Consider the following 24,535-nt stretch of genomic DNA (forward strand, 5'->3'; position numbering starts at 1 on the left):
GCCTCACGGCACGAGGGGTTTTTTGTTGCACTGGCACCGAGCCAAACCAGCTAAACCTCGCGAAAACCCTCAGCTTCGAGAAGAGAATGCCGATGACCGAGCAGGCCTCCGGGGCCCACCATCCGCAGCCGCGGGCCCGTAGCGGCGGACAGCCCTCCACCACCGTTGAGCACGTCACGGGTGCGCAGTCCCTCATCCGTTCTCTCGAGGAAGTGGGCGCCGAGACGGTCTTCGGCATCCCCGGCGGCGCCATCCTCCCCGCGTACGACCCGATGATGGACTCCACCCGGGTCCGCCACGTCCTCGTCCGCCACGAGCAGGGCGCCGGCCACGCCGCGACCGGTTACGCCCAGGCGACCGGCAAGGTCGGCGTCTGCATGGCCACCTCCGGCCCCGGTGCCACCAACCTGGTCACCCCGATCGCCGACGCGCACATGGACTCCGTCCCGCTGGTCGCGATCACCGGTCAGGTCGCCTCCAAGGCGATTGGCACGGACGCCTTCCAGGAGGCGGACATCTGCGGCATCACGATGCCGATCACCAAGCACAACTTCCTGGTCACCAAGGCCGAGGACATCCCCAAGACGATCGCCGAGGCGTTCCACATCGCCTCCACCGGCCGCCCCGGCCCGGTCCTGGTCGACATCGCCAAGGACGCCCTCCAGGCCCGGACGACCTTCAGCTGGCCGCCGCAGCTCGACCTGCCCGGCTACCGCCCGGTGACCAAGCCGCACGCCAAGCAGATCCGGGAGGCCGCCAAGCTCATCACCCAGGCCAAGCGCCCCGTCCTGTACGTCGGCGGCGGCGTCCTCAAGGCCGGTGCCACCGCCGAGCTGAAGGTCCTCGCCGAGCTGACCCAGGCCCCGGTCACCACCACGCTGATGGCCCTCGGCGCGTTCCCCGACAGCCACCCGCTGCACGTCGGCATGCCCGGCATGCACGGCGCCGTCACCGCCGTCACCGCGCTCCAGAAGGCCGACCTGATCGTCGCCCTCGGCGCCCGGTTCGACGACCGCGTCACCGGCAAGCTGGACAGCTTCGCCCCCTTCGCCAAGATCGTCCACGCGGACATCGACCCTGCCGAGATCGGCAAGAACCGCGCCGCCGACGTGCCGATCGTCGGTGACGCCCGCGAGGTCATCGCCGACCTGGTCCAGGCCGTCCAGGCCGAGCACAACGAGGGCAACGCCGGCGACTACACCGCCTGGTGGAAGGACCTCAGCCGCTGGCGCGACACCTACCCCCTGGGCTACGAGCAGCCCGAGGACGGGTCCCTCGCCCCGCAGCAGGTCATCCAGCGCATCGGCCGGCTCGCCCCCGAGGGCACCATCTTCGCGGCCGGCGTCGGCCAGCACCAGATGTGGGCCGCCCACTTCATCGACTACGAGAAGCCCGCCACCTGGCTGAACTCCGGCGGCGCCGGAACGATGGGCTACGCCGTCCCGGCCGCCATGGGCGCCAAGGCCGGCATGCCCGACCGCACGGTCTGGGCCATCGACGGCGACGGCTGCTTCCAGATGACCAACCAGGAACTGGTCACCTGCGCGCTGAACAACATCCCGATCAAGGTCGCCATCATCAACAACGGCGCGCTCGGGATGGTCCGCCAGTGGCAGACGCTCTTCTACAACCAGCGCTACTCCAACACCGTCCTGCACTCCGGCCCCGACGCGGACGGCAAGCAGCCCAGCGCCGGCACCCGGATCCCGGACTTCGTGAAGCTGTCGGAGGCCATGGGCTGCGTCGCGCTGCGCTGTGAGCGCCCCGAGGACCTGGACAAGGTCATCGCCGAGGCCAACGCGATCAACGACCGCCCGGTCGTCGTCGACTTCATCGTCCACGAGGACGCCCAGGTCTGGCCGATGGTCGCCGCCGGGACGTCCAACGACGAGGTCATGGCCGCCCGGGGCGTCCGTCCCGACTTCGGCGACAACGAAGACGACTGAGAGAGAGCCGAGTCAACCATCATGTCCAAGCACACGCTCTCCGTCCTGGTGGAGAACACGCCCGGCATCCTCGCCCGGATCGCCGCCCTGTTCTCCCGGCGCGGCTTCAACATCGACTCGCTCGCCGTCGGTGTCACCGAGCACCCCGACATCTCCCGCATCACCATCGTGGTCAATGTCGAGGACCTGCCGCTGGAACAGGTGACCAAGCAGCTCAACAAGCTGGTCAACGTCCTGAAGATCGTCGAACTGGAGCCCAGCGCCGCCATCCAGCGCGAGCTCGTCCTGGTGAAGGTCCGCGCCGACAACGAGACCCGGTCCCAGATCGTCGAGATCGTCCAGCTCTTCCGCGCCAAGACCGTCGACGTCTCGCCCGAGGCGGTCACGATCGAGGCAACAGGTTCGAGTGACAAGCTCGACGCGATGCTCAAGATGCTGGAGCAGTTCGGCATCAAGGAGCTCGTCCAGTCCGGCACCATCGCCATAGGGCGTGGCGCCCGGTCCATCACGGACCGCTCGCTGCGGGCCCTGGACCGTTCCGCGTAGCGAGACCCCCCGACCTCCCCGCCCCCGCCCGCCGTACGGTGGGACGCAACATCAGCACACCAAGGAGAAACCCAGTGGCCGAGCTGTTCTACGACGACGACGCCGACCTGTCCATCATCCAGGGCCGCAAGGTCGCGGTGATCGGATACGGCAGCCAGGGCCACGCCCACGCGCTGTCGCTCCGTGACTCGGGTGTCGACGTCCGCGTCGGTCTGCACGAGGGCTCCAAGTCCAAGGCGAAGGCCGAGGAGCAGGGCCTGCGCGTCGTCACGCCGACCGAGGCAGCCGCCGAGGCCGACGTCATCATGATCCTGATCCCGGACCCGATCCAGGCCCAGGTCTACGAGGAGTCCATCAAGGACAACCTGAAGGACGGCGACGCGCTGTTCTTCGCCCACGGCTTCAACGTCCGCTTCGGCTTCATCAAGCCCCCGGCCGGCGTCGACGTCGCCCTCGTCGCCCCCAAGGGCCCCGGCCACCTGGTCCGCCGTCAGTACGAGGAGGGCCGCGGCGTCCCGGCGATCGCCGCCGTCGAGCAGGACGCCACGGGCAACGCGTTCCAGCTCGCCCTGTCGTACGCCAAGGCCATCGGCGGCACCCGTGCGGGCGTCATCAAGACGACCTTCACCGAGGAGACCGAGACCGACCTGTTCGGCGAGCAGGCCGTGCTGTGCGGCGGCGCGTCCGCCCTCGTCAAGGCCGGCTTCGAGACCCTGGTCGAGGCCGGTTACCAGCCGGAGATCGCGTACTTCGAGTGCCTCCACGAGCTGAAGCTGATCGTGGACCTCATGTACGAGGGCGGCCTGGAGAAGATGCGCTGGTCGGTCTCCGAGACCGCCGAGTGGGGCGACTACGTCACCGGCCCGCGGATCATCACCGACGCCACCAAGGCCGAGATGAAGAAGGTCCTCTCCGAGATCCAGGACGGCACGTTCGCCAAGAACTGGATGGACGAGTACCACGGCGGGCTGAAGAAGTACGACGAGTACAAGACGCAGGACTCCGAGCACCTGCTGGAGACCACCGGCAAGGAGCTGCGCAAGCTCATGAGCTGGGTGGACAACGAGGAGGCGTAGGCCTCACGGGGGCGGGTCCGGACGCGCTGTCCGGGCCCGCCCGTCCTCCTTGGACCGAGTGTCCAACCACGGACGGGTGATCCTTCCGCCGAGGCGGAAAAGATGTCATCCACCCCCACTACACTTCTGAACACATACGCGTCAGGCCCACAGCGTCGTGCGTCTTCCACGCGGCAAGCCCCCTCCACCGCCTGCGGCCGTCGGGACGGCCGTCCGCACTGGACTTGTGAGGACCCACGTGAGCTCGCATCCCCCCAAAAAGCCGGTCGTACTGATCGCCGAGGAGCTGTCGCCGGCCACCGTCGACGCGCTCGGCCCCGACTTCGAGATCCGGCACTGCAACGGCGCCGACCGAGCGGAGCTGCTGCCCGCCATCGCGGACGTGGACGCCGTCCTGGTGCGCTCCGCCACCAAGGTCGACGCCGAGGCCATCGCCGCCGCGACCCGGCTGAAGGTCGTCGCCCGCGCGGGTGTGGGCCTGGACAACGTCGACGTCTCCGCCGCCACCAAGGCCGGCGTGATGGTCGTCAACGCCCCGACGTCCAACATCGTCACCGCCGCCGAGCTGGCCTGCGGTCTGCTGGTCGCCACGGCGCGGAACATCCCGCAGGCCAACACCGCCCTCAAGAACGGCGAGTGGAAGCGCAGCAAGTACACGGGCGTCGAGCTCAGCGAGAAGACCCTCGGCGTCGTCGGCCTCGGCCGCATCGGCGTCCTGGTCGCGCAGCGCATGTCGGCCTTCGGTATGAAGATCGTCGCGTACGACCCCTACGTGCAGCCGGCGCGGGCCGCGCAGATGGGCGTCAAGCTGCTGACGCTGGACGAGCTGCTGGAGGTCTCCGACTTCATCACCGTCCACCTGCCGAAGACCCCCGAGACGCTCGGCCTGATCGGCGACGAGGCGCTGCACAAGGTCAAGCCGACCGTCCGCGTCGTCAACGCCGCGCGCGGCGGGATCGTCGACGAGGAGGCGCTGTACTCGGCGCTCAAGGAGGGCCGGGTCGCCGGCGCGGGCCTGGACGTGTACGCCAAGGAGCCCTGCACGGACTCCCCGCTGTTCGAGCTCGACCAGGTCGTGTGCACCCCGCACCTGGGCGCGTCCACGGACGAGGCGCAGGAGAAGGCCGGTATCGCGGTCGCCCGCTCGGTGCGCCTGGCCCTCGCGGGTGAGCTGGTCCCGGACGCGGTCAACGTCCAGGGCGGCGTCATCGCCGAGGACGTCAAGCCGGGTCTGCCGCTCGCCGAGCGGCTCGGCCGGATCTTCACCGCGCTGGCGTGCGAGGTCGCGGTCCGCCTCGACGTCGAGGTGTACGGCGAGATCACCCAGCACGACGTCAAGGTGCTGGAACTGTCCGCGCTCAAGGGTGTCTTCGAGGACGTCGTGGACGAGACGGTGAGCTACGTCAACGCGCCGCTGTTCGCGCAGGAGCGCGGTGTCGAGGTCCGTCTGACGACGTCGAGCGAGTCCCCCGACCACCGCAACGTGGTCACCGTGCGCGGCACGCTCTCGGGCGGCGAGGAGGTGGCGGTGTCCGGCACGCTGGCCGGCCCCAAGCACCTCCAGAAGATCGTCGCCGTCGGTGACTACGACGTGGACCTGGCGCTCGCCGACCACATGATCGTCCTGCGGTACGAGGACCGTCCCGGTGTCGTCGGCACCGTCGGCCGGGTCCTCGGCGAGGCCGGTCTGAACATCGCGGGCATGCAGGTCGCCCGCGCCGCGGAGGGCGGCGAGGCGCTCGCGGTCCTCACAGTCGACGACACGGTCCCGCAGCAGGTGCTGACGGAGGTCGCCGAGGAGATCGGCGCGACGTCCGCCCGCTCGGTCAACCTCACCTGACCGTTCGTACGACCGTCAGGGGACCGGCCCGGTGCGTCAGCGCACCGGGCCGGTCTCGTTCATGAGGCGGGCGCGTCCCGCTCCGTGACGCCTCGGTCCAGGTGGTGCGCCCCGCTGGGACGGTGACCCGGTGCTTCACAGGCGGGCCGCCTTCAGGGCCATGTGCAGCAGGAGCCGGTCCTCGCCGTCGTCGAGGTCGAGGCCGGTGAGGTTTTCGACGCGCGAAAGGCGGTAGTAGAGCGTCTGGCGGTGGATGCCGAGGGCCGCCGCCGTGCGGCCCGCCTGGCCCGCGCTGTCGAGGAACACCTCGGCGGTGCGGGCCAGTTCCGTGTGCGCGGGGGCGAGCAGGGCCGCGGCCGCCCGGTCGTGCGGCGGGACCGGGGGGAGCGCGGTGAGCAGCCGGTACGGGCCGATCGCCGACCACCGGGCGACCGGGCCGAGCCGTGGCTGGGCCAGGGCCGCCCGGGCGGCGGAGGCCGCCTCCCGCCAGGCCTCCCCGAGGTCGCCCACCCCCCGCCGCGGATCGGCCACCCCGGCGACGGCCACCCCGGCGGGGTCGCCCCCCGGGCCGCCGCCGCGCGCCGCCCAGGCCGCCGTGGGCGGGGCGCCGGGCGGGGTACCCCCCGGGCCGCCGGGCGCGGTGCCGCCCGCCGCGTCCCGCAGGCGCGCGGCCGCCGAGAGCGCCGGGGCGGGCGCGTCGGCCGAGCGCAGCCGGACCAGGGCGGCGAGACCGTGCCCGGCCCCGATGGCCCCACCGGGCCCGACGACCCCACCGTGCCCGCCGCCCCCGGGGCCGTCCGCCGTTCCCGGGGCGCCCGTGCCCGGCGTGCCCGGCCCGTCGGCGTGCGGGTCCCGCGGCGCCCGGCCCGGCCAGGGCACCGTGCACAGGGCGGCCACGCCGGGCGCGGTGCGGATCGACGGGGTGCCGGCGACCGGCCAGGGGGCGACGCACACCAGGGCGTGCAGGCCGTCCGCGTCCCGGCCGAGTGCCGTGCGGAGGGCCGCGAGCGCCATGTCGTACTGCCAGCCCCGCTCGGCCGTCAGCACCGCGCGCAGCTCGCGCGAGAGGTCGGCGTCCGCCCGTTCCTCGTCGGCCAGCAGCGCGCCGATCCGCTCGGCCACCCCCATGGCCGCCGTCAGCCGGTCGGGCGAAGGCCCCGGATCGGCGTCGAGGAGCCACACGTATCCGAGGACGACGCCCCGGTGGCGTACCGGGAGGCAGATCCGGCCCCGGAGTACGCCCGCGTCCGGGGCGGCGGGGATACGGACCGGGCCGGTCGCCCGGGTGATGCCGAAGCCCTCGAACCAGGCCCGCACCGCGGGGGTGGACTTCCTGGTCAGGATCGACCGGGTGCGCACCGGGTCCATGGCGGAGTCGTCGTCGCTGTCGTGGGCCCCGAAGGCGATCAGCCCGAAATCGCGGTTCTCCAGCGTCGCCGGGGCGCCCAGCAGCGCCGAGACCTCGTCGACCAGCTCTTGGTAATCGGCCTTCACCCGGACATTCTGCCACCCCTTCAGACATCTGTATGAGAGGACGGCCGAGGATGCGTGACAGGTGTCGATGGCCGAGCATCGGAGCGATCCTTAGGTTTCACGGTGGTTCTCCGTGCCGTTCCGGATCCTTCCGCTATGGCCCCCTTCAACCCGTGTTCCGTGGAGGTGCCCCGTGCTGGGTCCCGTGATCCTCGCCGCGTCGCGCAGTGACAAGATGCGCCGCTTCGTCTCTGCCGCTCCGGGCACCAAGCAGGTCGTCAGCCGGTTCATCGCCGGTGAGACGGTCGAGCAGGTCGTCCCGATCGTCCGCGAGGCGACGGGCCGGGGCCTGGAGGTCACCCTGGACGTGGTGGGCGAGGACATCACCACCCCGGAGCAGGCCGCCGCCGCGCGGGACGCGTACCTGGAGCTCATCGAGCACCTGAAGGGGCTGGACCTCGGCACCAGGGCCGAGATGTCCGTCAAGCTGTCGATGTTCGGCCAGGCGCTGGACGGCGGCCACGAGCTGGCCCTCGCCAACGTCCGGCCGGTCGTCGAGGCCGCCGCCGCGATCGGCACCACGGTCACGCTCGACGCCGAGGACCACACCACCCTGGACTCGATGTTCGCCATCCACGAGGAGCTGCGGAAGGACTTCCCGCAGACCGGCTGCGTCATCCAGGCGTACCTCTTCCGCACCGAGGAGGACGCCCGCCGCCTCGCCGCGAGCGGCAGCCGCGTGCGGATCGTCAAGGGTGCCTACAAGGAGCCCGCCACCGTCGCGTACCAGGACAAGGCGGAGATCGACAAGGCGTACGTCCGGATCCTCAAGATCCTGATGGAGGGCGACGGCTACCCGATGATCGGGTCCCACGACCCGCGTCTGATCGCCGTCACCCAGGAGCTCGCGCGCCGTGCCGGGCGCAAACTGGACGAGTACGAGTTCCAGATGCTGTACGGGATCCGCAGCGACGAGCACGTGCGGCTCGCCGCCGAGGGTCACCGGATGCGCGTCTACACCGCGTACGGAACCGACTGGTACGGGTACTTCATGCGCCGCCTCGCGGAGAAGCCGGCCAACCTGCTGTTCTTCGTCCGCTCGATGATCACCAAGAACTGAAGGAGTTACGGAACTCATGGACGCTGTGACCCAGGTCCCCGCTCCGGTCAACGAGCCGGTCCACACCTATGCCCCCGGTTCGGCCGAGCGCGTCCGCCTGGAGGCCAAGCTCAAGGAGCTGGCCGAGAACCCCATCGACCTGCCGATGACCATCGGCGGCGTCAAGCGGATGGGCGGCGGTGAGCGGGTGGACGTCGTGCAGCCGCACAACCACGCCAAGGTCCTCGGCACCTTCGCCGGCGCCACCCACCAGGACGCGCAGGACGCCATCGACGCGGCCCTCGCCGCCGCCCCGGCGTGGCGGGCGATGTCCTTCGACGACCGCGCCGCGATCATTCTCCGCGCCGCCGAGCTGCTGGCCGGCCCGTGGCGCGAGACCATGGCCGCCTCGACCATGCTGGGCCAGTCGAAGACCGTCCAGCAGGCCGAGATCGACACCCCCTGCGAGCTCGTCGACTTCTGGCGCTTCAACGTCAAGTACGCCCGCGACCTGCTCGCCGAGCAGCCGCCGGCCAACGCCCCGGGCGTGTGGAACCGTCTCGACCACCGTCCGCTGGAGGGCTTCGTCTACGCGATCACGCCCTTCAACTTCACCGCCATCGCGGGCAACCTGCCCACCGCCCCGGCCCTCATGGGCAACGTGGTGGTCTGGAAGCCGTCCCCGACGCAGACCCACGCCGCCGTGCTGCTCATGGAGCTGCTGGAGGAGGCCGGCCTGCCCAAGGGCGTCATCAACCTGGTGACCGGCGACGGCATCGCCGTTTCCGACGTGGCCCTGGCGCACCCGGAGCTCGCGGGCATCCACTTCACCGGTTCCACCAAGACCTTCCAGCACCTGTGGAAGACGGTCGGCGCCAACATCGAGAAGGCCCGCGGCTACCCGCGCATCGTCGGCGAGACCGGCGGCAAGGACTTCGTCGTCGCGCACCCGAGCGCCGACCGCGCCGTGCTGAAGACCGCGCTGACCCGCGGCTCCTTCGAGTACCAGGGCCAGAAGTGCTCGGCGTCCTCCCGCGCGTACATCCCGGCCTCGATCTGGAACTCCGGCTTCAAGGAGGAGTTCGCGGCCGAGGTCGACGGCATCCGGATGGGTGACGTCACCGACCTGACGAACTTCATCGGCGCCGTCATCGACGAGCGGTCCTTCGCCAAGAACAAGGCCGCCATCGACCGCGCCAAGGCCGACCCGGCCTGCACGATCGTCGCCGGCGGCAGCTACGACGACTCGGTGGGCTACTTCGTCCGCCCGACCGTCATCGAGTGCACCGACCCGGCCAACGAGGTCTTCACGACCGAGTACTTCGGCCCGATCCTCGCGGTGTACGTCTACGAGGACGACCAGTACGACGCCATGCTGGAGCAGATGGAGTCGGTGTCGGCGTACGCGCTGACCGGTTCGGTCATCGCCAACGACCGCGCGGCGGCCGCGTACACGATGGAGAAGCTGCGGTACGCCGCGGGCAACTTCTACATCAACGACAAGTCGACCGGTGCCGTCGTCGGCCAGCAGCCCTTCGGCGGCGGCCGCGCCTCCGGCACGAACGACAAGGCGGGCGCCCCGCAGAACCTGATGCGCTGGACGCTGACCCGCGCCATCAAGGAGACGCTGGTCCCGCCGACGGACTACACGTACCCGCACATGGGCTGACGTCCGTCCCGCGAACACCGCCCCCGTCCCGGCCCCCACGCCGGTGCGGGGGCGGTTCCGTACCCGCGCTTCCCGTACCGCCGCACGGTGAACCGCCGTCAGTTTGAGGGTCGCGCGGGCGGTTACACGCTCCCCATGGCTGAGACGACGAACAAGACGACGACGGCAACGAAGGACCGTGCGCAGAGCGCGGCCAAGAGCACGGCGCAGGGCGCCAAGGATGCCTCGCGCGGGGCGTCGCAGTCGGCGCGCAGCGGCAAGGAGGCGCTCGCCGGGATCGGCGGGGCGACCACGGAGAAGGCCAGGTCGGCCGCCCGGACCGTCCAGTCGGCCGTCAGTACGGCCGCCGGGCAGACCGTCGGCAAGGCGGGTGTGGCCTGGACGCTGGTGAAGGCCAGGAAGGCCATTGCCGCCGGTGCGAGCGCGGGCGTGGTGACGGTGGTGGCGTCCTCGTACGCCCTCGGACGCCGGGCCGGACTGCGTCAGCGCGGTCCGCTGTCCCGGCTGACCGGCGGTCGCCTCTGACCGCCCCGGCCGTCGGCGCGCACCACGGATGAGCGCGCCGGCGACGAGGCGGTACGGCGGCTCCGGTGGTACGGCGACGGGGCGCGGACGGTGGCCGGTTAGGCACCCCGCGCCCCGTCGGCGCTGCCACAGTGGGCCCATGACCGACTCCTTCCGCACGGCTCACACCTACGAGCTGGCCCCCGCCGTCCTCGCCGGGATACGGGCGATGCTGGACGCCGCCTTCGACGGGGACTTCGACGACCGGGACTGGGACCACGGGCTCGGCGGCGTCCACGCGTACGCCGAGGACGCGCAGGGCATCGCCGCCCACGGCAGCGTGATCATGCGCCGGGTGGCGCACGCCGGCCGCTCGTACCGCGTCGGGTACGTGGAGGGGGTCGCCGTCCGTGCCGACCGCCGCCGCCAGGGGCTGGGCGGGCGCGTGATGGCCGCGCTGGAGGAGGTCGTCGACGGGGCGTACGCGTTCGGCGCGCTGTCCGCGTCCGACGAGGGCGCCGAGCTGTACCGGGCGCGCGGCTGGCAGCTCTGGAACGGCCGCGTCGAGGCGTACGGCCCGGACGGGGTGGTGCACCTGCCGGACGAGGAGGACTCGACGTACCTCCGGCCGGCGGCCGGGCGCCCGCTGCCCGCGGCGGACGCGGGCGCGCTGCTCTTCGACTGGCGTGACGGTGACGTGCTGTGAGTCTCCGGCCCCCGTTCCAGCGGCTCTCCACCGGCGCCCGTCTCAGATAGTAGGAAGTCCGAGTAATTGTGGAGACAGACGCTCCATGACGGCTTAGCTTTGTAGGAGCCGAACGTCTCGCTCCATCCAGCGAACGGCGGACCCGAGCGCCGTGCCCCCGGCAGGCAACCCCTGCGGCCGCGCTCCCCGCCCTTTCCGGCGCCTCGAATCGTTCTGATCTCAAGGAGTCGATCGTCATGGCCGCTGAGACCGTCGTCCGCCGTGTCCGTCACACCGCCCGCCCCTCTGACACCGAGCGCCGCAACGCCGCCGCCGCCCTCCAGCGCGCCCTGGACCGCCGGGACAACGGCGGGGCCACGGGTCACCCCGCCGGCTGAACCGGGCGTCCACATTCCGGAACGCTCATGTCAGGCTCTGGGACGCAGGAGTAGGGTGCGGACATGTCTCGCAGCATCAATCTCGCAGTGGTTCCCGGTGACGGCATCGGCCAGGAGGTCGTGGCCCAGGGCTTGAAGGTCCTTCGCTCCGTCCTCCGTGAGGACGTGAAGCTGGAGACCAAGGAGTACGACCTGGGCGCCCGGCGCTGGCACCGCACCGGGGAGACCCTCCCCGACGCGGAGCTGGAGGCCCTCAAGGGCCACGACGCCATCCTGCTCGGCGCCATCGGCGACCCCTCCGTCCCCTCCGGCGTGCTCGAGCGGGGGCTGCTGCTCAAGCTGCGCTTCGCCTTCGACCACTACGTCAATCTGCGTCCGTCGAAGCTCTTCCCGAACACCGCCACCCCGCTGGCCGGCCGTCCCGACATCGACTTCGTCGTCGTCCGCGAGGGCACCGAGGGCCCGTACACCGGCAACGGCGGCTCGCTGCGCACCGGCACCCCCGCCGAGGTCGCCACCGAGGTCAGCGTCAACACGGCGTACGGCGTGGAGCGAGTCGTCCGGGACGCCTACGAGCGCGCCAAGGCGCGGCCGCGCAAGAAGCTGACGCTGGTCCACAAGAACAACGTCCTCGTCTACGCCGGCCACATGTGGAAGAACATCTTCGACCGGGTCGGCCAGGAGTATCCCGAGGTCACCACCGACTACCTGCACGTCGACGCCGCGACGATCTTCTTCGTCACCCAGCCCGAGCGCTTCGACGTCATCGTCACCGACAACCTCTTCGGCGACATCCTGACCGACCTCGCCGCGGCCGTGACCGGCGGCATCGGCCTGGCCGCGTCCGGCAACATCAACCCGACGGGCGAGTTCCCGTCGATGTTCGAGCCCGTCCACGGCTCCGCGCCCGACATCGCGGGCCAGGGCAAGGCCGACCCCACCGCGACCGTCCTGTCCGTCGCGCTGCTCCTGCGCCACCTCGGGTACGAGGCCGAGGCCGTCCGCATCGAGCGGGCGGTCGCCGCCGACCTGGCGGAACGGGACGCCTCGGCGCCGCGGACGACGGACGAGATCGGCGACGCGCTCGCGGTACGCGTAGCGAGCTGACCCGCCGACTGAGGACCACCAGACACAGCCGCCGGGTCGCACACGCACCCGGCGGCTTCTCCTGTGCGGCCCCGGGTGCCACCATCAACCCTGGACCGCACTCCAGCCGTTTCATTGCACCGGCCACGCGCGCGATAATCGAACGCGGGGCCGCGGCATGCGGGAAAGCTCGGACGTCCTAGCAGATGTAGCGGCGTGAGCGCGGTCCGTCACACACACACGGTGAAGGACACAGCACTCATGACGACGACGCCCACGATCGAGCTCAAGCCCTCCTCGAACCCGCTGTCCGACGCGGAGCGCGAGGCGATCCTGGCCAACCCCGGTTTCGGCCGCCACTTCACCGACCACATGGTGACGATCAAGTGGACGGAGGGGCGTGGCTGGCACGACGCCGAGCTGACGCCGTACGCACCGCTGTCGATCGACCCTGCGAACATGACCCTGCACTACGCGCAGGAGATCTTCGAGGGGCTGAAGGCCTACCGCCGCCCCGACGGCTCGATCTCGATGTTCCGCCCCGAGGCCAACGCCGAGCGGTTCCAGGTCTCGGCCAAGCGCCTGGCCATGCCCGAGCTGCCGGTCGAGACGTTCGTCGCCGCCTGTGACGCGCTGGTCCAGCAGGACCAGGCCTGGGTGCCGCCGCACGGTGGCGAGGAGTCGCTCTACCTGCGGCCGTTCATGATCGCCAACGAGGTCGGCCTGGGCGTCCGCCCCGCCAACGAGTACCTCTTCATCGTCATCGCCTCGCCCGCCGGCGCGTACTTCCCCGGCGGGGTGAAGCCGGTGTCCATCTGGCTCTCGGAGGACCGCGTCCGCGCCGTCCCGGGCGGCATCGGCTTCGCCAAGACCGGCGGCAACTACGCCGCGTCCCTGCTCGCCCAGGCCGAGGCCGCCGCCAAGGGCTGCGATCAGGTGGCCTACCTCGACGCCGTCGAGCACAAGTGGGTCGAGGAGCTCGGCGGCATGAACCTGTACTTCGTGTACGAGGACAGGATCGTCACCCCGGAGCTCACCGGCTCCCTCCTCGCGGGCATCACCCGCGACTCGCTCCTCCGGCTCGCCGCCGACCTCGGGTACGGGGCGGAGGAGGGGCGCGTCTCCATCGACCAGTGGCGGGCCGACACCGAGAACGGCACGCTCAAGGAGGTCTTCGCCTGCGGCACGGCCGCGGTGATCACCCCGGTCGGCCGGGTCAAGTCGGCGAGCGGTGAGTGGACCCAGTCCGGCGGCGAACCGGGCGAGGTCACGCTGAAGCTCCGCAAGGCGCTGCTGGACATCCAGACCGGTGCCGCGGACGACCCGCACGGCTGGACCCACAAGGTCGGCTGACCCCCAGGACGTACGGAAGCGCCCGCGCCCCCCGCTCGAGGGCGCGGGCGCTCCCGCGTCGCCGCGCCTCAGGACGCGGCGGTCCCCGCTCCGGGCGCCGCGAGGGCGTCCGGAGCCGGAGATACGGAGCCGGCGGTCAGCACCGCGTACGCCCCGCCGCCCACCAGGCCGGACAGGACGAAGCTCACGTCGACGCCGCCGGTGAGCGCCAGCAGCGGCCCCTCGTAGAGCGGTGTCGAGACGGCCGCCAGGCCCACGGCCGCGCCCAGGGCCCAGGACGCCGTGGCGCGCGGGTGCCAGCCGGCCCGGAACCAGTAGGCCCCGCCCCTCGCCCGCCGGTTGAAGACCTGGAGGGCGTCCGGGTCGTAGCGGCCGCCGCACCGCACGTGGCCCATGAGGGTGATCACCGCCCAGGGCGTGCCGATCGCGGTGAGCAGCAGCACGAACGAGGTCATCGCCGACCGCGCGTCCCACACGAAGTGGCCCGCGAACACGAACGCCGTCGCCACGGCGGCCACCACCAGCGTGGCGGTGGCCCGCCCGGCGCGCGGCACGACGGCGTCCAGGTCGAGGCCCATCGAGTAGAGCATCAGACCCGCGTTCCCGACCGACCCCGCGCTCGCCGCGACGAGCAGCGGCAGCAGGTACCAGGGCGCGGCCGTCGCGACCAGCGGCCCCGCGAAGTCCGCGCCGGCCCGCGCGGCCAGCGCCGTGAACGTACCGAAAAGCTGCGGCACCAGCAGCCCGGCGAACAGGCCCAGGCAGGTCGCCCGCCACACCGAGCGCGGCCGGTGCCGCTCCGGCGAGACGTACCGCGTGTAGTCGCCGAGCAGGGTGATGAAGGCGACCGGCCCGCTCAGGCCCGCGGCCACGGCGGACAGCAGCCACGTCGGCCAGAAGGAGCCCAGCAGGTACGGGGTGTCCGGCGGGGGCGCGGTCGTGAAGTCGCCCGCGTAGGCGAGGACGCCGAGCAGGAGCAGCAGGGTCATGCCGACGGCGAGGTACCGGCTGAGCCGCAGCAGCAGCCGGTAGCCGAACACGGCGGCGACGACCGTGCCGCCGGCGAGCAGCACGTACACGAGGGCGTGCGGCACGGGACCGGTCGGCACGTCGAACAGCCGTGCAAGGGTGCCCAGCATCACGTCCCCGCCGATCCACAGGGTCAGCGCCGTGTAGCCGAGCGACAGCAGCAGCCCCACCACCGAGCCGACGAGCCGGCCGCGCACGCCGAAGAAGGCACCGCTGGAGGTCGACAGGTTGGTCGCCGTCCGCAGCGAGACCAGCGCGAGCGGGGCGGTGACGGCGACGCCGGCGACCGTGCCGGCGACCACCGAGGTGACCGCCGGCCACAGGCCGAGCCCGAAGGACACCGGCAGCCAGCCGAAGACGATCACTCCGAGGCACAGGTTCGAGCCCAGCAGGATCGAGACGAGGTCTCGCGGCCCGCTGGTGCGCTCCGCTTCCGGGATGGTGTCGACTCCGCGCTGTTCAATCGGCATGGGCGCTCCCTCACTGTGCTCGTCGACTTTTAGAGTGACGCTCAATGTGGCTCATGCCTTCTGCCCACGTCAATGGTTTCACTACTGGATTCCTATGGTTAGAGTGATGCTCAAACAGGAGGTGTGGTGACGTGCGACTGACCCCCACGGAACGCGACCGGCTGCTGATCTTCGGTGCCGCCGAGCTCGCCCGGGCCCGCCGGGCCCGCGGTCTGCGGCTCAATGTCCCCGAGGCGACCGCCCTGATCGCGGACACCGTCTGCGAGGCGGCCCGCGACGGGCGCCGGCTCGCCGAGGCCGTCGAACTGGCCCGCTCGGTGCTCGGCCCCGACGACGTCCTGCCGGGCGTCGCGGACGTCGTGACCGAGGTCCACGTGGAGGCCGTCTTCGACGACGGCTCCCGGCTCGCCGTGGTCGCCGACCCCCTCGGCGGCGGCCTGGGCGACCAGGGCCCCGGCGCGCTGCTGCCCGGACCGGAGCACGCGGCCCCGGAGCCCGTGGTACGACTGCGGGTCACCAACACCGCGGGCGTCCCGGTCTCCGTGACCTCGCACTTCCACTTCTTCGAGGCCAACCCGCGGCTCGACTTCGACCGCCCCCGGGCCTACGGCATGCGGCTCTGCGTCCCCGCCGGATCGTCCGTGCGCTTCGGACCCGGCGAGAGCGACGAGGTCGGCCTGGTGCCGATCGGCGGCGACCGGATCGCCATTGGCTTCGCCGGGCTGGTCGACGGGCCGCTGGACGCCCCGGGCGCCCGCGAGGAGGCACTGCGCCGCGCCGCCGCCTGCGGCTACCTCGGCGTACCGCACACCACCGAGCAGGAGGCCGACCGATGAGCCGCCCCGGAGGCCACCCCGCCGAAGCGCGCCGCCTCACGCCCTACGAGTACGCCGCCACCCACGGCCCCCGCGCGGGCGACCGCGTCCGGCTCGGCGACTCGGGCCTCACCGTCCGGGTCGAGTCCGACGCCCAGAAGCCCGGCGACGAGTTCCTCGCCGGCTTCGGCAAGACCGCCCGCGACGGACTGCACCTCAAGGCCGCCGCCGTCCGCGACACCTGCGACGTCGTGGTGAGCAACGCAATTGTCATCGACGCCGTCCAGGGCATCCGCAAGGTGTCCATCGGCATCCGCGAGGGCCGTATCCACGCCATCGGCCGCGCCGGCAACCCCGACACACTCGACGGCGTGGACGTCGTCGTCGGCACCGGCACGTCCATCGTCTCCGGCGAGGGCCTCATCGCCACCGCCGGAGCGGTCGACACCCACGTCCACCTGCTGTCACCGCGCATCATGGAGGCCTCCCTCGCCTCCGGCGTCACCACGATCATCGGCCAGGAGTTCGGCCCCGTCTGGGGCGTCGGCGTCAACTCGCCCTGGGCGCTGCGCCACGCCTTCAACGCCTTCGACGCCTGGCCCGTCAACATCGGCTTCCTCGGCCGCGGGTCCTCCTCCTCCGACGCCCCGCTGGTCGAGGCGCTCGCCGAGGGCGGCGCCTCCGGCTTCAAGGTCCACGAGGACATGGGCGCCCACACCCGCGCGCTCGACACCGCGCTGCGCGTCGCCGAGGAGTACGACGTCCAGGTCGCCCTGCACAGCGACGGCCTGAACGAATGCCTCTCGGTCGAGGACACCCTCAAGGTCCTCGAAGGCCGCACCATCCACGCCTTCCACATCGAGGGCTGCGGCGGCGGCCACGTCCCCAACGTCCTGAAGATGGCGGGCGTCCCCAACGTCATCGGCTCGTCGACCAACCCCACCCTCCCCTTCGGGCGGGACGCGGTCGCCGAGCACTACGGAATGATCGTCTCCGTACACGACCTGAAGACCGACCTGCCCGGCGACGCGGCCATGGCCCGCGACCGGATCAGGGCCGGGACGATGGGCGCGGAGGACGTCCTGCACGACCTCGGCGCGATCGGGATCACGTCGTCGGACGCGCAGGGCATGGGAAGGGCCGGCGAGACCGTACGCCGGACCTTCGCCATGGCCGGGAAGATGAAGGCCGAGCTCGGCCCGCTGGAGGGCGACGGGGACGGCGACGACAACGCCCGCGTCCTCCGCTACATGGCCAAGCTCACCATCAACCCGGCGATCGCCCACGGCCTCGCGCACGAGGTCGGCTCGATCGAGGTCGGCAAGCTCGCCGACATCGTGCTGTGGCGGCCCGAGTTCTTCGGCGCCAAACCGCAGCTCGTCCTCAAGTCGGGCTTCCCCGCGTACGGGGTCGTGGGCGACCCGAACGCCGCCACCGACACCTGTGAACCGCTGGTCCTCGGACCGCAGTTCGGGGCGTTCGGCGCCACCGCCGCCGACATCTCGGTGGCCTTCGTCTCCGGTGCCGCCGCCCAGGCCGGCAACGACCTGATGCCCACCCGCCGCCGCCGGGTCGCCGTGCGCGGCACCCGCGGCATCGGCCCCGGGAACCTGCTCCTCAACTCCCGCATCGGCGAGGTCGCGGTCGACGGCCGCACCGGACTCGTCACCCTCGACGGCGATCCGGTCCGCTCGGACCCGGCCGACTCCGTCTCCCTCAACCGCCTCTACTTCCTCTGAGGACACCCACCCCATGAGCACCTTCCGCATGCCCGCAGAGTGGGCACCGCACGAGCGCACCTGGATGGCCTGGCCGGGCCCGAACCCGACCTTCACCAACGACGAGGAGCTGCGCGAGGCCCGCGAGGCATGGGCGTCGGTCGCCCGCGCCGTACGCCGCTTCGAACCGGTGACCGTGGTCCACGCCCCCGGCGACGAGGCGTCGGCCCGCGCGCTCCTCGGCCCGGACATCGAGCTGGTCGAACGCGACCTGGACGACGCCTGGATGCGCGACATCGGTCCCACCTTCGTCACCGACGGGACCCGACTGGCCGCCGTCGACTGGGTGTTCAACGGCTGGGGCGCGGCCGACTGGGCCCGCTGGGAGCACGACGCCAAGATCGCCCGCCATGTCGCGGACCTCGCCGGAGTGCCGGTGGTGAGCAGCGCACTTGTCAACGAGGGCGGCGCCATCCACGTCGACGGCGAGGGCACCGTCCTGCTCACCGACACCGTCCAGCTCGGCCCCGAGCGCAACCCGGAGTGGACCCGCGAGCAGGTCGAGGCGGAGATCCACGCCAAGCTCGGCACCACCAAGGCGATCTGGCTGCCCCGCGGCCTGACCGGCGACTACGGCATGTACGGCACCCGCGGCCACGTCGACATCGTCGCCGCCTTCGCCCGCCCGGGCGTCGTCGTCGCCCACACCCAGCCCGACCCGTCCCACCCGGACCACGAACTGTGCAAGGCCAACGTCGACCTGCTGCGCAAGCAGACCGACGCCAGGGGCCGCCGGCTGGAGGTCGTCGAGGTCCCGGCCCCCACCGTCCTCCAGGAGGACGGCGAATGGGTCGACTACTCCTACATCAACCACTACCTCTGCAACGGCGGCGTGGTGCTCTGCGCCTTCGACGACCCGCGCGACGAGATCGCCGCGGGGATCTTCCGCCGGCTCTTCCCCGACCGCACGGTCACCCTCGTGGACGCCCGCACGATCTTCGCCGGCGGCGGCGGCATCCACTGCATCACCCAGCAGCAGCCGAAGACCGCATAACCGCTCGGCACGCGCGGGGCGGCCGTGGCACGCTGCGGCCATGACCGCCACCGCCCGCGACGGCTACTCCGTCACGACCCTGTACTCCAACCCCGACGACGCCTGGTACCTGGAGCTGTGCCACTCCGGAAGGATCCTGGTGACGGCGATCGTCCCGGACGAGGACCCCGAGCGGGAGCCGACGGTCTGCTGGAACGAGCGGGCCGGGCACCACGAGGTGCCGTACGAGGTCATGCGCCGGTTCATGGAGCAGGTCGCCGAGGAGATCCGCACCAACCGGTGGTGGATGAAGCTGCGCCCCGGACTGGTGGAGATCATCCGGCAGTTGTACGCGGTGTTCGGCGGCGTCGTTCACGACGAGGAGTACCCGGCCCTGCTGGTGGTGCTGCGGGAGCTCGTCGGCGAGGAGGAGCTCGCCCAGGTGCTGGAGGGCGCCTTCGGCGCGGGACTCGACCCGCACCCGCCCGCACCCCCGGCCGCCCGCGTGGCGGCCCTGCGCGAGCGGCTGGCCGAGGAGGGCTGGACGCTCCCCGGGGACCCGGAAGGATCAGGTACAACGTACGAGTGAACGAACCGCGTACGACACCGGCCGCACGGCGGCGCAACAGCGCGCCGCCCCGGGAGCAGCTTCTCGCCGCCGCCATGGCGACCATCGCCGAGCGCGGACTCGACGGGCTCACCATGGCGGGGCTCGGCCGCGAGGTCGGCATGAGCAGCGGCCACCTCCTCTACTACTTCCGCACCAAGGACGAGCTGCTGCTCCAGACCCTGGAGTGGAGCGAGGGCCGCCTCGGCGCCGAGCGCGGCGCACTGCTGTCCCGCCCCGCCCCCGTACGCGAGCGGCTCGGCGCCTACGTCGACCTGTACGTGCCCGACGGCCCGCGCGACCCGCACTGGACCCTCTGGCTGGAGGTCTGGAACCGCTCGCAGAACGCCGACGACGACGCCCGCGCCCGCCAGGCCGCCATCGAGGGCGCCTGGCACCGCGACCTGGTGGCCCTCCTCGCCGAGGGCATCTCGCGCGGCGAACTGCGCCCCGTGGACGCCGACCGCTTCGCGGCCCGGCTGCGCGCCCTGCTCGACGGCTTCAGCGTCCACGTGGCCGTCGGCATACCGGGCACGGGCCGCGACGCCGTCCTCACCCACGTACGGGAATTCATCGAGGACACCCTGACACCTACGGCCCCGGACGCGGGGCCGACCGCATCGTGAGATCCGGGTCCACCGGCCTGCACATCTGTGGCAGACTGCGGGCGTGCTTGCTACCGCCATGATTATGGGCAGCAGCGCGCCGGTCCGCAGTGACCACTGAATCGCGGCAGAACCCCCGCGGCAGTGGAACCGTGTCTCAGACCCGCGCGCAGACCTCTCGCACCCGCGAGGGGTCTTTTCGTTTTCCGGCCCCACCTCGGCCGGGGACGGCGGCGCGCGAGAATGGGGGCAGGTGGAGCCAGCCTTCCGGAGCCAGATCCGACAGGAGCCAACACAGTCATGACCACGGAGACCGACAGTCTTCATACCGTCGCCGGTGCCGCCGCCGTCGACGACAGCTTCCACGTCTTCGACACGACGCTGCGCGACGGCGCCCAGCGGGAGGGCATCAACCTCACCGTCGCCGACAAGCTGACCATCGCCCGGCACCTGGACGACTTCGGCGTCGGCTTCATCGAGGGCGGCTGGCCCGGGGCCAACCCGCGCGACACCGAGTTCTTCGCCCGCGCCAAGCAGGAGATCCGCTTCCGGCACGCCCAGCTCGTCGCGTTCGGCGCCACCCGCCGGGCCGGGGCCACCGCCGCGGAGGACCCGCAGGTCAAGGCCCTCCTCGACTCCGGCGCCCCTGTCATCACGCTCGTCGCCAAGTCGCACGACCGGCACGTCGAACTGGCCCTGCGCACCACCCTCGACGAGAACGTCGCCATGGTCCGCGACACCGTCGCCCACCTGCGCGAGCAGGGCCGGCGCGTCTTCGTCGACTGCGAGCACTTCTTCGACGGCTACCGGGCCAATCCCGAGTACGCCAAGGCCGTCGTCCGCGCCGCCGCCGAGGCCGGCGCCGACGTGGTCATCCTGTGCGACACCAACGGCGGCATGCTCCCCGCCCAGGTCCAGGCCGTGGTCTCCACCGTCCTCGCCGACACCGGCGCCCGCCTCGGCATCCACGCCCAGGACGACACCGGCTGCGCCGTCGCCAACACCCTCGCCGCCGTCGACGCGGGCGCGACCCACGTCCAGTGCACCGCCAACGGCTACGGCGAGCGCGTCGGCAACGCCAACCTCTTCCCCGTCGTCGCCGCGCTGGAGCTGAAGTACGGCAAGAAGGTCCTCCCCGAGGGCGCCCTGAAGGAGATGACGCGCATCTCGCACGCCATCGCCGAGGTCGTCAACCTGACCCCCTCCACCCACCAGCCGTACGTCGGTGTCTCCGCCTTCGCCCACAAGGCGGGCCTGCACGCCTCGGCCATCAAGGTCGACCCCGACCTCTACCAGCACATCGACCCCGAGCGGGTCGGCAACACCATGCGGATGCTGGTCTCCGACATGGCCGGACGCGCCTCCATCGAGCTCAAGGGCAAGGAACTCGGCGTCGACCTCGGCGGCGACCGCGCCCTGGTCGCGCGGGTCGTCGAGCGGGTCAAGGAGCGGGAGCTCAAGGGCTACACGTACGAGGCCGCCGACGCCTCCTTCGAGCTGCTGCTGCGCGCCGAGGTCGAGGGCCGCGCCCGCCGCTACTTCCGTACCGAGTCGTGGCGCGCGATCGTCGAGGACCGCCCCGACGGCACCCACGCCAACGAGGCCACGGTCAAGCTGTGGGCCAAGGGCGAGCGGATCGTCGCCACCGCCGAGGGCAACGGCCCGGTCAACGCCCTCGACCTCGCGCTGCGCGCCGGCCTGGAGCGGATCCACCCGCAGCTCGCCAAGCTGGAGCTGGTGGACTACAAGGTCCGCATCCTGGAGGGCAAGCACGGCACCCAGTCCACGACCCGGGTCCTGATCACCACGTCCGACGGCGAGGGCGAGTGGGCCACCGTCGGTGTCGGCGAGAACGTCATCGCCGCCTCGTGGCAGGCGCTGGAGGACGCGTACACCTACGGCCTGCTCCGGGCGGGCGTCGACCCGTCCGAGTAGCCCGCGCGGGCACGGCTCCCGCGGCGCCGCGGCCCCGCGCGTCAGCGCGCGGGGCGGCCGGTGCGGGGCGGCCGGTGCGGGGCGGCCCGCCCGGCCCGCCCGTCAGGCGCTGTCCGCCCCGGCGCGGTGGGGCCGGCCGGTCCGGCCGGCCCCGTCCAGCCCGGTGTGTGCGGTGTGTTCGGTGTATCCGGCGGGTGCGGCCGGCTCGATGGGGAAGACCTGGTCCAGCCCGACGATGCGCAGCACCCGGAGCGTGCTCTCCGGGACCGCCGCCAGGGAGACGTCAGCCCTGGCCGACGCCGCCAGGTTGCGGGCGACCAGCAGCGCGGTGATGCCGCTGGAGTCGCAGAACCGGAGGCCGGCCAGGTTCAGCACGAGCCGCTGCCCGGGCAGCAGGACCACGCCCTCCAGCGTCCGCCGGAAGGAGGGGACGGTGTGGAAGTCCAGGTCGCCGTGGACGTCCAGGACCGGCCCGGCGGGGGTGGTCCGTGTGGTGGTGTTCAGCATGGTGGTGTCGGGTTCTCGTGAGCGCGGGCGGGGACGCCCAGGGCGAGGAGGGCGGTGTCGTCGTCGAGACCGCTGCCGAAGCCCTCCAGCAGGTCGATGAGCGCCTTGACCGTCGGCTCGGCACCCGAGGGGGCCAGGCCGGAGACGAAGGCGAGCAGTTCTTCGTCACCGTACCGTCCGGACGCGGTGCGGGCCTCGGTGAGTCCGTCGGTGTACAGCACCACGGTGTCCCCGGGCCCCAGCCGGGTCCGGGTGACGGCCACGTGCGGGGAGGACAGGACGCCGATGAGGACCCCGCCCGGGGTGTGCAGGTGGGCGGCGGTGCCGTCGTCGCGCAGCAGCAGCGCCGGGGGGTGCCCGCCGCCGGCGAGGGTGATGTCGAAGCCGCCCCCGCCCGCGGCCGACGGTTCCAGGAGCCCGAAGACGACCGTGCAGTAGCGGGGGTCGTCCCCCGCGTACCCCTCGACCAGGACCGCGTTCAGGGTCTGGAGCACCGCCACGGGGTCGGGGTCGTTCATGGCGGCGGCGCGCAGGGTGTAGCGGGCCAGCGAGGTGACGGCGGCCGCCTCGGGCCCCTTGCCGCACACGTCGCCGAGGAAGAACGCCCAGCGCCCGCCGCCCAGGGAGAACAGGTCGTAGAAGTCGCCGCCCAGGCGGTCGGGGGACGCGGTGTGGTAGTGGGCAGCCGTCTCCAGGCCGGGCACCGGCGGGAGCGACGGCGGCAGCAGGCTCCGCTGGAGGACGGCGACCACCTGGTGGAGGTGCTCCCGGCTGCGCTCGGTCTCCTGGTGGGCGGCCTCCGCGGCCCGTCGGGCGCGGAGCAGTTCCTGCTCGTAGCTGCGGCGGTCGCGGGCCTGGATCACCGTCGTACGGATCAGCAGCGGTTCGCCCGCCGCGTCGGTCTTGACCGCGGAGGTGACCATCACGGGCAGCCGGGCGCCGTCCGCCGCCTTCAGCTCCATGGCGATGCCGTGCACCTCGCCCTGCATCTGGAGCAGCGGCGCGAAGTGGGTCTCGTGGTAGAGCCTGCCGCCGACGGTCAGCAGGTCGGCGAAGCGCCTGCGGCCGACCAGGTCCTCGCGGCGGTACCCCAGCCATCCGAGCAGGGTGCCGTTGACCTTGGTGAGGGTGCCGTTCATCAGGGTGGAGACGTAGCCGCACGGTGCGTTCTCGTACAGGTCCTCGGCGGAGTCCTCCAGCAGCGGGGCGACCGCGGCGGCCTGTTCCGCGGGGACGTCCCCGGCGTCCGGGCGGCGGCGGCCCGGCTCCCGCGGGCTCATCGGTCCTCGTCCCGGAGGAAGGCGAGGATCGCCTCCGCGGTCGCCCCGGGCGCGCTGAGCTGGGGACAGTGCCCGGTGGCGTCCAGGGTGACCAGCCGGCTGCCGGGGATGGCGGCGTGGACGTACGCGCCCACCTCGCGCGGTGCGATCACGTCGGAGGCGCACTCCACCACCAGCGTCGGCAGGCTCACCCGGGCCAGGTCGTCCCTGCTGTCGCTCAGGAACGTGGTGCGGGCGAACACCCGGGCGATGGCCGGGTCGGTGCGGCAGAAGCTGTTGGTGAGCTCCTCGCCCAGCTCCGGGCGGTCCGGGTTCCCCATGATCACCGGCGCCATCACGCCGGACCAGCCGAGGTAGTTCGCGTCCAGGGACTCCAGCAGCTCGTCGATGTCGTCCCTGCTGAACCCGCCCCGGTACCCCTCGTCGTCGATGTAGCGGGGGGACGGCGTCAGCAGGACCAGTTTCCCGAACCGCCCGGGCTCCCGCTCGGCGGCCATCACCCCGGCCATGGCGCTCACCGAGTGGCCGACGAAGACGGCGTCCCGCAGATCGAGCTCCCGGCACACGTCCAGGACGTCCTCGGCGTAGCCGTCGAGGGTCGAGTAGCGCTCGGCGCTCCAGGCGGACGGGTCCGAATCCCCGGCGCCCACGTAGTCGAACAGCACCACCCGGTGGTCCTCGGCCAGTACGGGCGCCACCAGGCGCCACAGGTTCTGGTCGCAGCCGAAGCCGTGGGCGAGCAGCAGGACGGGCCCGTCTTCGCGGCCGATGACCGAAACGTTGTTCCTGCGACGGATGTCCATCCGAGCATCCTCCCACTCGGCTGGATTTCCCTTGTCCTGCGCGATTATGTCTGCTTTA

At 72.0% G+C, this 24,535-nt stretch carries 22 protein-coding genes; 17 read left to right on the forward strand and 5 right to left on the reverse strand.

Annotated features, from left to right (window positions below):
• The first annotated feature begins 86 nt into the window (after positions 1 to 86).
• The 4 genes from ACZ7LK_RS10405 to serA all read left to right on the forward strand — a co-directional run bounded on the left by ACZ7LK_RS10405 (position 87) and on the right by serA (position 5,408).
• On the forward strand, positions 87 to 1,946 hold the full coding sequence (locus tag ACZ7LK_RS10405; protein WP_392271873.1) for an acetolactate synthase large subunit: 1,860 nt from the start codon (positions 87 to 89) through the stop codon (positions 1,944 to 1,946).
• Positions 1,947 to 1,967: 21 nt separating this feature from the next.
• Positions 1,968 to 2,492 (forward strand): acetolactate synthase small subunit, encoded by a 525-nt coding sequence (gene ilvN, locus ACZ7LK_RS10410; RefSeq protein WP_019889675.1) that lies wholly within the window; start codon positions 1,968 to 1,970, stop codon positions 2,490 to 2,492.
• Between the two features lie 74 nt (positions 2,493 to 2,566).
• Entirely contained in the window at positions 2,567 to 3,568 is a 1,002-nt protein-coding gene (ilvC, locus tag ACZ7LK_RS10415) for a ketol-acid reductoisomerase (RefSeq protein WP_392271872.1), read from the forward strand.
• A gap of 238 nt (positions 3,569 to 3,806) precedes the next feature.
• Entirely contained in the window at positions 3,807 to 5,408 is a 1,602-nt protein-coding gene (gene serA / locus ACZ7LK_RS10420; RefSeq protein ID WP_471139494.1) for a phosphoglycerate dehydrogenase, read from the forward strand.
• 135 nt (positions 5,409 to 5,543) lie between these two features.
• Here serA and ACZ7LK_RS10425 read toward each other — a convergent pair whose 3' ends face one another.
• Positions 5,544 to 6,902 (reverse strand): PucR family transcriptional regulator, encoded by a 1,359-nt coding sequence (locus ACZ7LK_RS10425; protein WP_471139496.1) that lies wholly within the window; start codon positions 6,900 to 6,902, stop codon positions 5,544 to 5,546.
• 172 nt (positions 6,903 to 7,074) lie between these two features.
• On the opposite strand from ACZ7LK_RS10425, the gene ACZ7LK_RS10430 reads away from it, so the two are divergent.
• From ACZ7LK_RS10430 to ACZ7LK_RS10460, 7 genes are all read left to right on the forward strand, one after another.
• On the forward strand, positions 7,075 to 8,001 hold the full coding sequence (locus tag ACZ7LK_RS10430; RefSeq protein WP_392271869.1) for a proline dehydrogenase family protein: 927 nt from the start codon (positions 7,075 to 7,077) through the stop codon (positions 7,999 to 8,001).
• 16 nt (positions 8,002 to 8,017) lie between these two features.
• Complete coding sequence (pruA, locus tag ACZ7LK_RS10435) at positions 8,018 to 9,649, forward strand: L-glutamate gamma-semialdehyde dehydrogenase (RefSeq protein ID WP_471139498.1); 1,632 nt, start codon at positions 8,018 to 8,020, stop codon at positions 9,647 to 9,649.
• 135 nt (positions 9,650 to 9,784) lie between these two features.
• The gene (locus ACZ7LK_RS10440) at positions 9,785 to 10,174 is read left to right on the forward strand and encodes a hypothetical protein (RefSeq protein WP_392271867.1); all 390 of its coding nucleotides are present in this window, start codon (positions 9,785 to 9,787) and stop codon (positions 10,172 to 10,174) included.
• Between the two features lie 139 nt (positions 10,175 to 10,313).
• Positions 10,314 to 10,859 (forward strand): GNAT family N-acetyltransferase, encoded by a 546-nt coding sequence (locus ACZ7LK_RS10445; protein WP_392271866.1) that lies wholly within the window; start codon positions 10,314 to 10,316, stop codon positions 10,857 to 10,859.
• 236 nt (positions 10,860 to 11,095) lie between these two features.
• Complete coding sequence (locus ACZ7LK_RS10450; RefSeq protein ID WP_392271865.1) at positions 11,096 to 11,236, forward strand: hypothetical protein; 141 nt, start codon at positions 11,096 to 11,098, stop codon at positions 11,234 to 11,236.
• A gap of 63 nt (positions 11,237 to 11,299) precedes the next feature.
• On the forward strand, positions 11,300 to 12,343 hold the full coding sequence (locus ACZ7LK_RS10455) for a 3-isopropylmalate dehydrogenase (protein ID WP_392271864.1): 1,044 nt from the start codon (positions 11,300 to 11,302) through the stop codon (positions 12,341 to 12,343).
• 240 nt (positions 12,344 to 12,583) lie between these two features.
• Entirely contained in the window at positions 12,584 to 13,675 is a 1,092-nt protein-coding gene (locus ACZ7LK_RS10460; RefSeq protein ID WP_392271863.1) for a branched-chain amino acid aminotransferase, read from the forward strand.
• A gap of 68 nt (positions 13,676 to 13,743) precedes the next feature.
• On the opposite strand, the gene ACZ7LK_RS10465 is transcribed toward ACZ7LK_RS10460, so the two are convergent.
• The gene (locus ACZ7LK_RS10465; protein ID WP_471139504.1) at positions 13,744 to 15,174 is read right to left on the reverse strand and encodes a cytosine permease; all 1,431 of its coding nucleotides are present in this window, start codon (positions 15,172 to 15,174) and stop codon (positions 13,744 to 13,746) included.
• A gap of 131 nt (positions 15,175 to 15,305) precedes the next feature.
• Between ACZ7LK_RS10465 and ureA the strand changes: the two genes are divergently transcribed.
• From ureA to cimA, 6 genes are all read left to right on the forward strand, one after another.
• Positions 15,306 to 16,010 (forward strand): urease subunit gamma, encoded by a 705-nt coding sequence (gene ureA / locus ACZ7LK_RS10470; protein ID WP_392271861.1) that lies wholly within the window; start codon positions 15,306 to 15,308, stop codon positions 16,008 to 16,010.
• On the forward strand, positions 16,007 to 17,728 hold the full coding sequence (locus ACZ7LK_RS10475) for an urease subunit alpha (RefSeq protein WP_469464465.1): 1,722 nt from the start codon (positions 16,007 to 16,009) through the stop codon (positions 17,726 to 17,728). The genes ureA and ACZ7LK_RS10475 overlap by 4 nt, the downstream gene beginning before the upstream one ends.
• A gap of 13 nt (positions 17,729 to 17,741) precedes the next feature.
• A complete protein-coding gene (locus ACZ7LK_RS10480; protein ID WP_392271859.1) occupies positions 17,742 to 18,761 on the forward strand; it encodes an agmatine deiminase family protein in 1,020 nt (339 codons plus the stop codon).
• Between the two features lie 40 nt (positions 18,762 to 18,801).
• The gene (locus ACZ7LK_RS10485) at positions 18,802 to 19,329 is read left to right on the forward strand and encodes a hypothetical protein (protein ID WP_471139507.1); all 528 of its coding nucleotides are present in this window, start codon (positions 18,802 to 18,804) and stop codon (positions 19,327 to 19,329) included.
• On the forward strand, positions 19,326 to 19,973 hold the full coding sequence (locus tag ACZ7LK_RS10490; RefSeq protein ID WP_471139510.1) for a TetR/AcrR family transcriptional regulator: 648 nt from the start codon (positions 19,326 to 19,328) through the stop codon (positions 19,971 to 19,973). Before ACZ7LK_RS10485 ends, ACZ7LK_RS10490 begins: the two co-directional genes overlap by 4 nt.
• A gap of 279 nt (positions 19,974 to 20,252) precedes the next feature.
• Positions 20,253 to 21,887, forward strand: coding sequence for a citramalate synthase (gene cimA / locus ACZ7LK_RS10495; protein WP_392271856.1), 1,635 nt, complete (start codon positions 20,253 to 20,255; stop codon positions 21,885 to 21,887).
• Positions 21,888 to 21,989: 102 nt separating this feature from the next.
• On the opposite strand, the gene ACZ7LK_RS10500 is transcribed toward cimA, so the two are convergent.
• From ACZ7LK_RS10500 to ACZ7LK_RS10510, 3 genes are read right to left on the reverse strand one after another with little or no spacing between them, the layout of a single operon-like run.
• Positions 21,990 to 22,394: an STAS domain-containing protein gene (locus ACZ7LK_RS10500; protein WP_392271855.1), complete on the reverse strand. Its 405-nt coding sequence runs from the start codon at positions 22,392 to 22,394 to the stop codon at positions 21,990 to 21,992.
• Complete coding sequence (locus tag ACZ7LK_RS10505) at positions 22,388 to 23,674, reverse strand: PP2C family protein-serine/threonine phosphatase (protein ID WP_392271854.1); 1,287 nt, start codon at positions 23,672 to 23,674, stop codon at positions 22,388 to 22,390. Before ACZ7LK_RS10505 ends, ACZ7LK_RS10500 begins: the two co-directional genes overlap by 7 nt.
• Entirely contained in the window at positions 23,671 to 24,477 is an 807-nt protein-coding gene (locus ACZ7LK_RS10510; RefSeq protein WP_471139515.1) for an alpha/beta fold hydrolase, read from the reverse strand. The genes ACZ7LK_RS10505 and ACZ7LK_RS10510 overlap by 4 nt, the downstream gene beginning before the upstream one ends.
• Positions 24,478 to 24,535: the final 58 nt, after the last annotated feature.

The organism is Streptomyces sp. NPDC039423 (assembly GCF_055598725.1).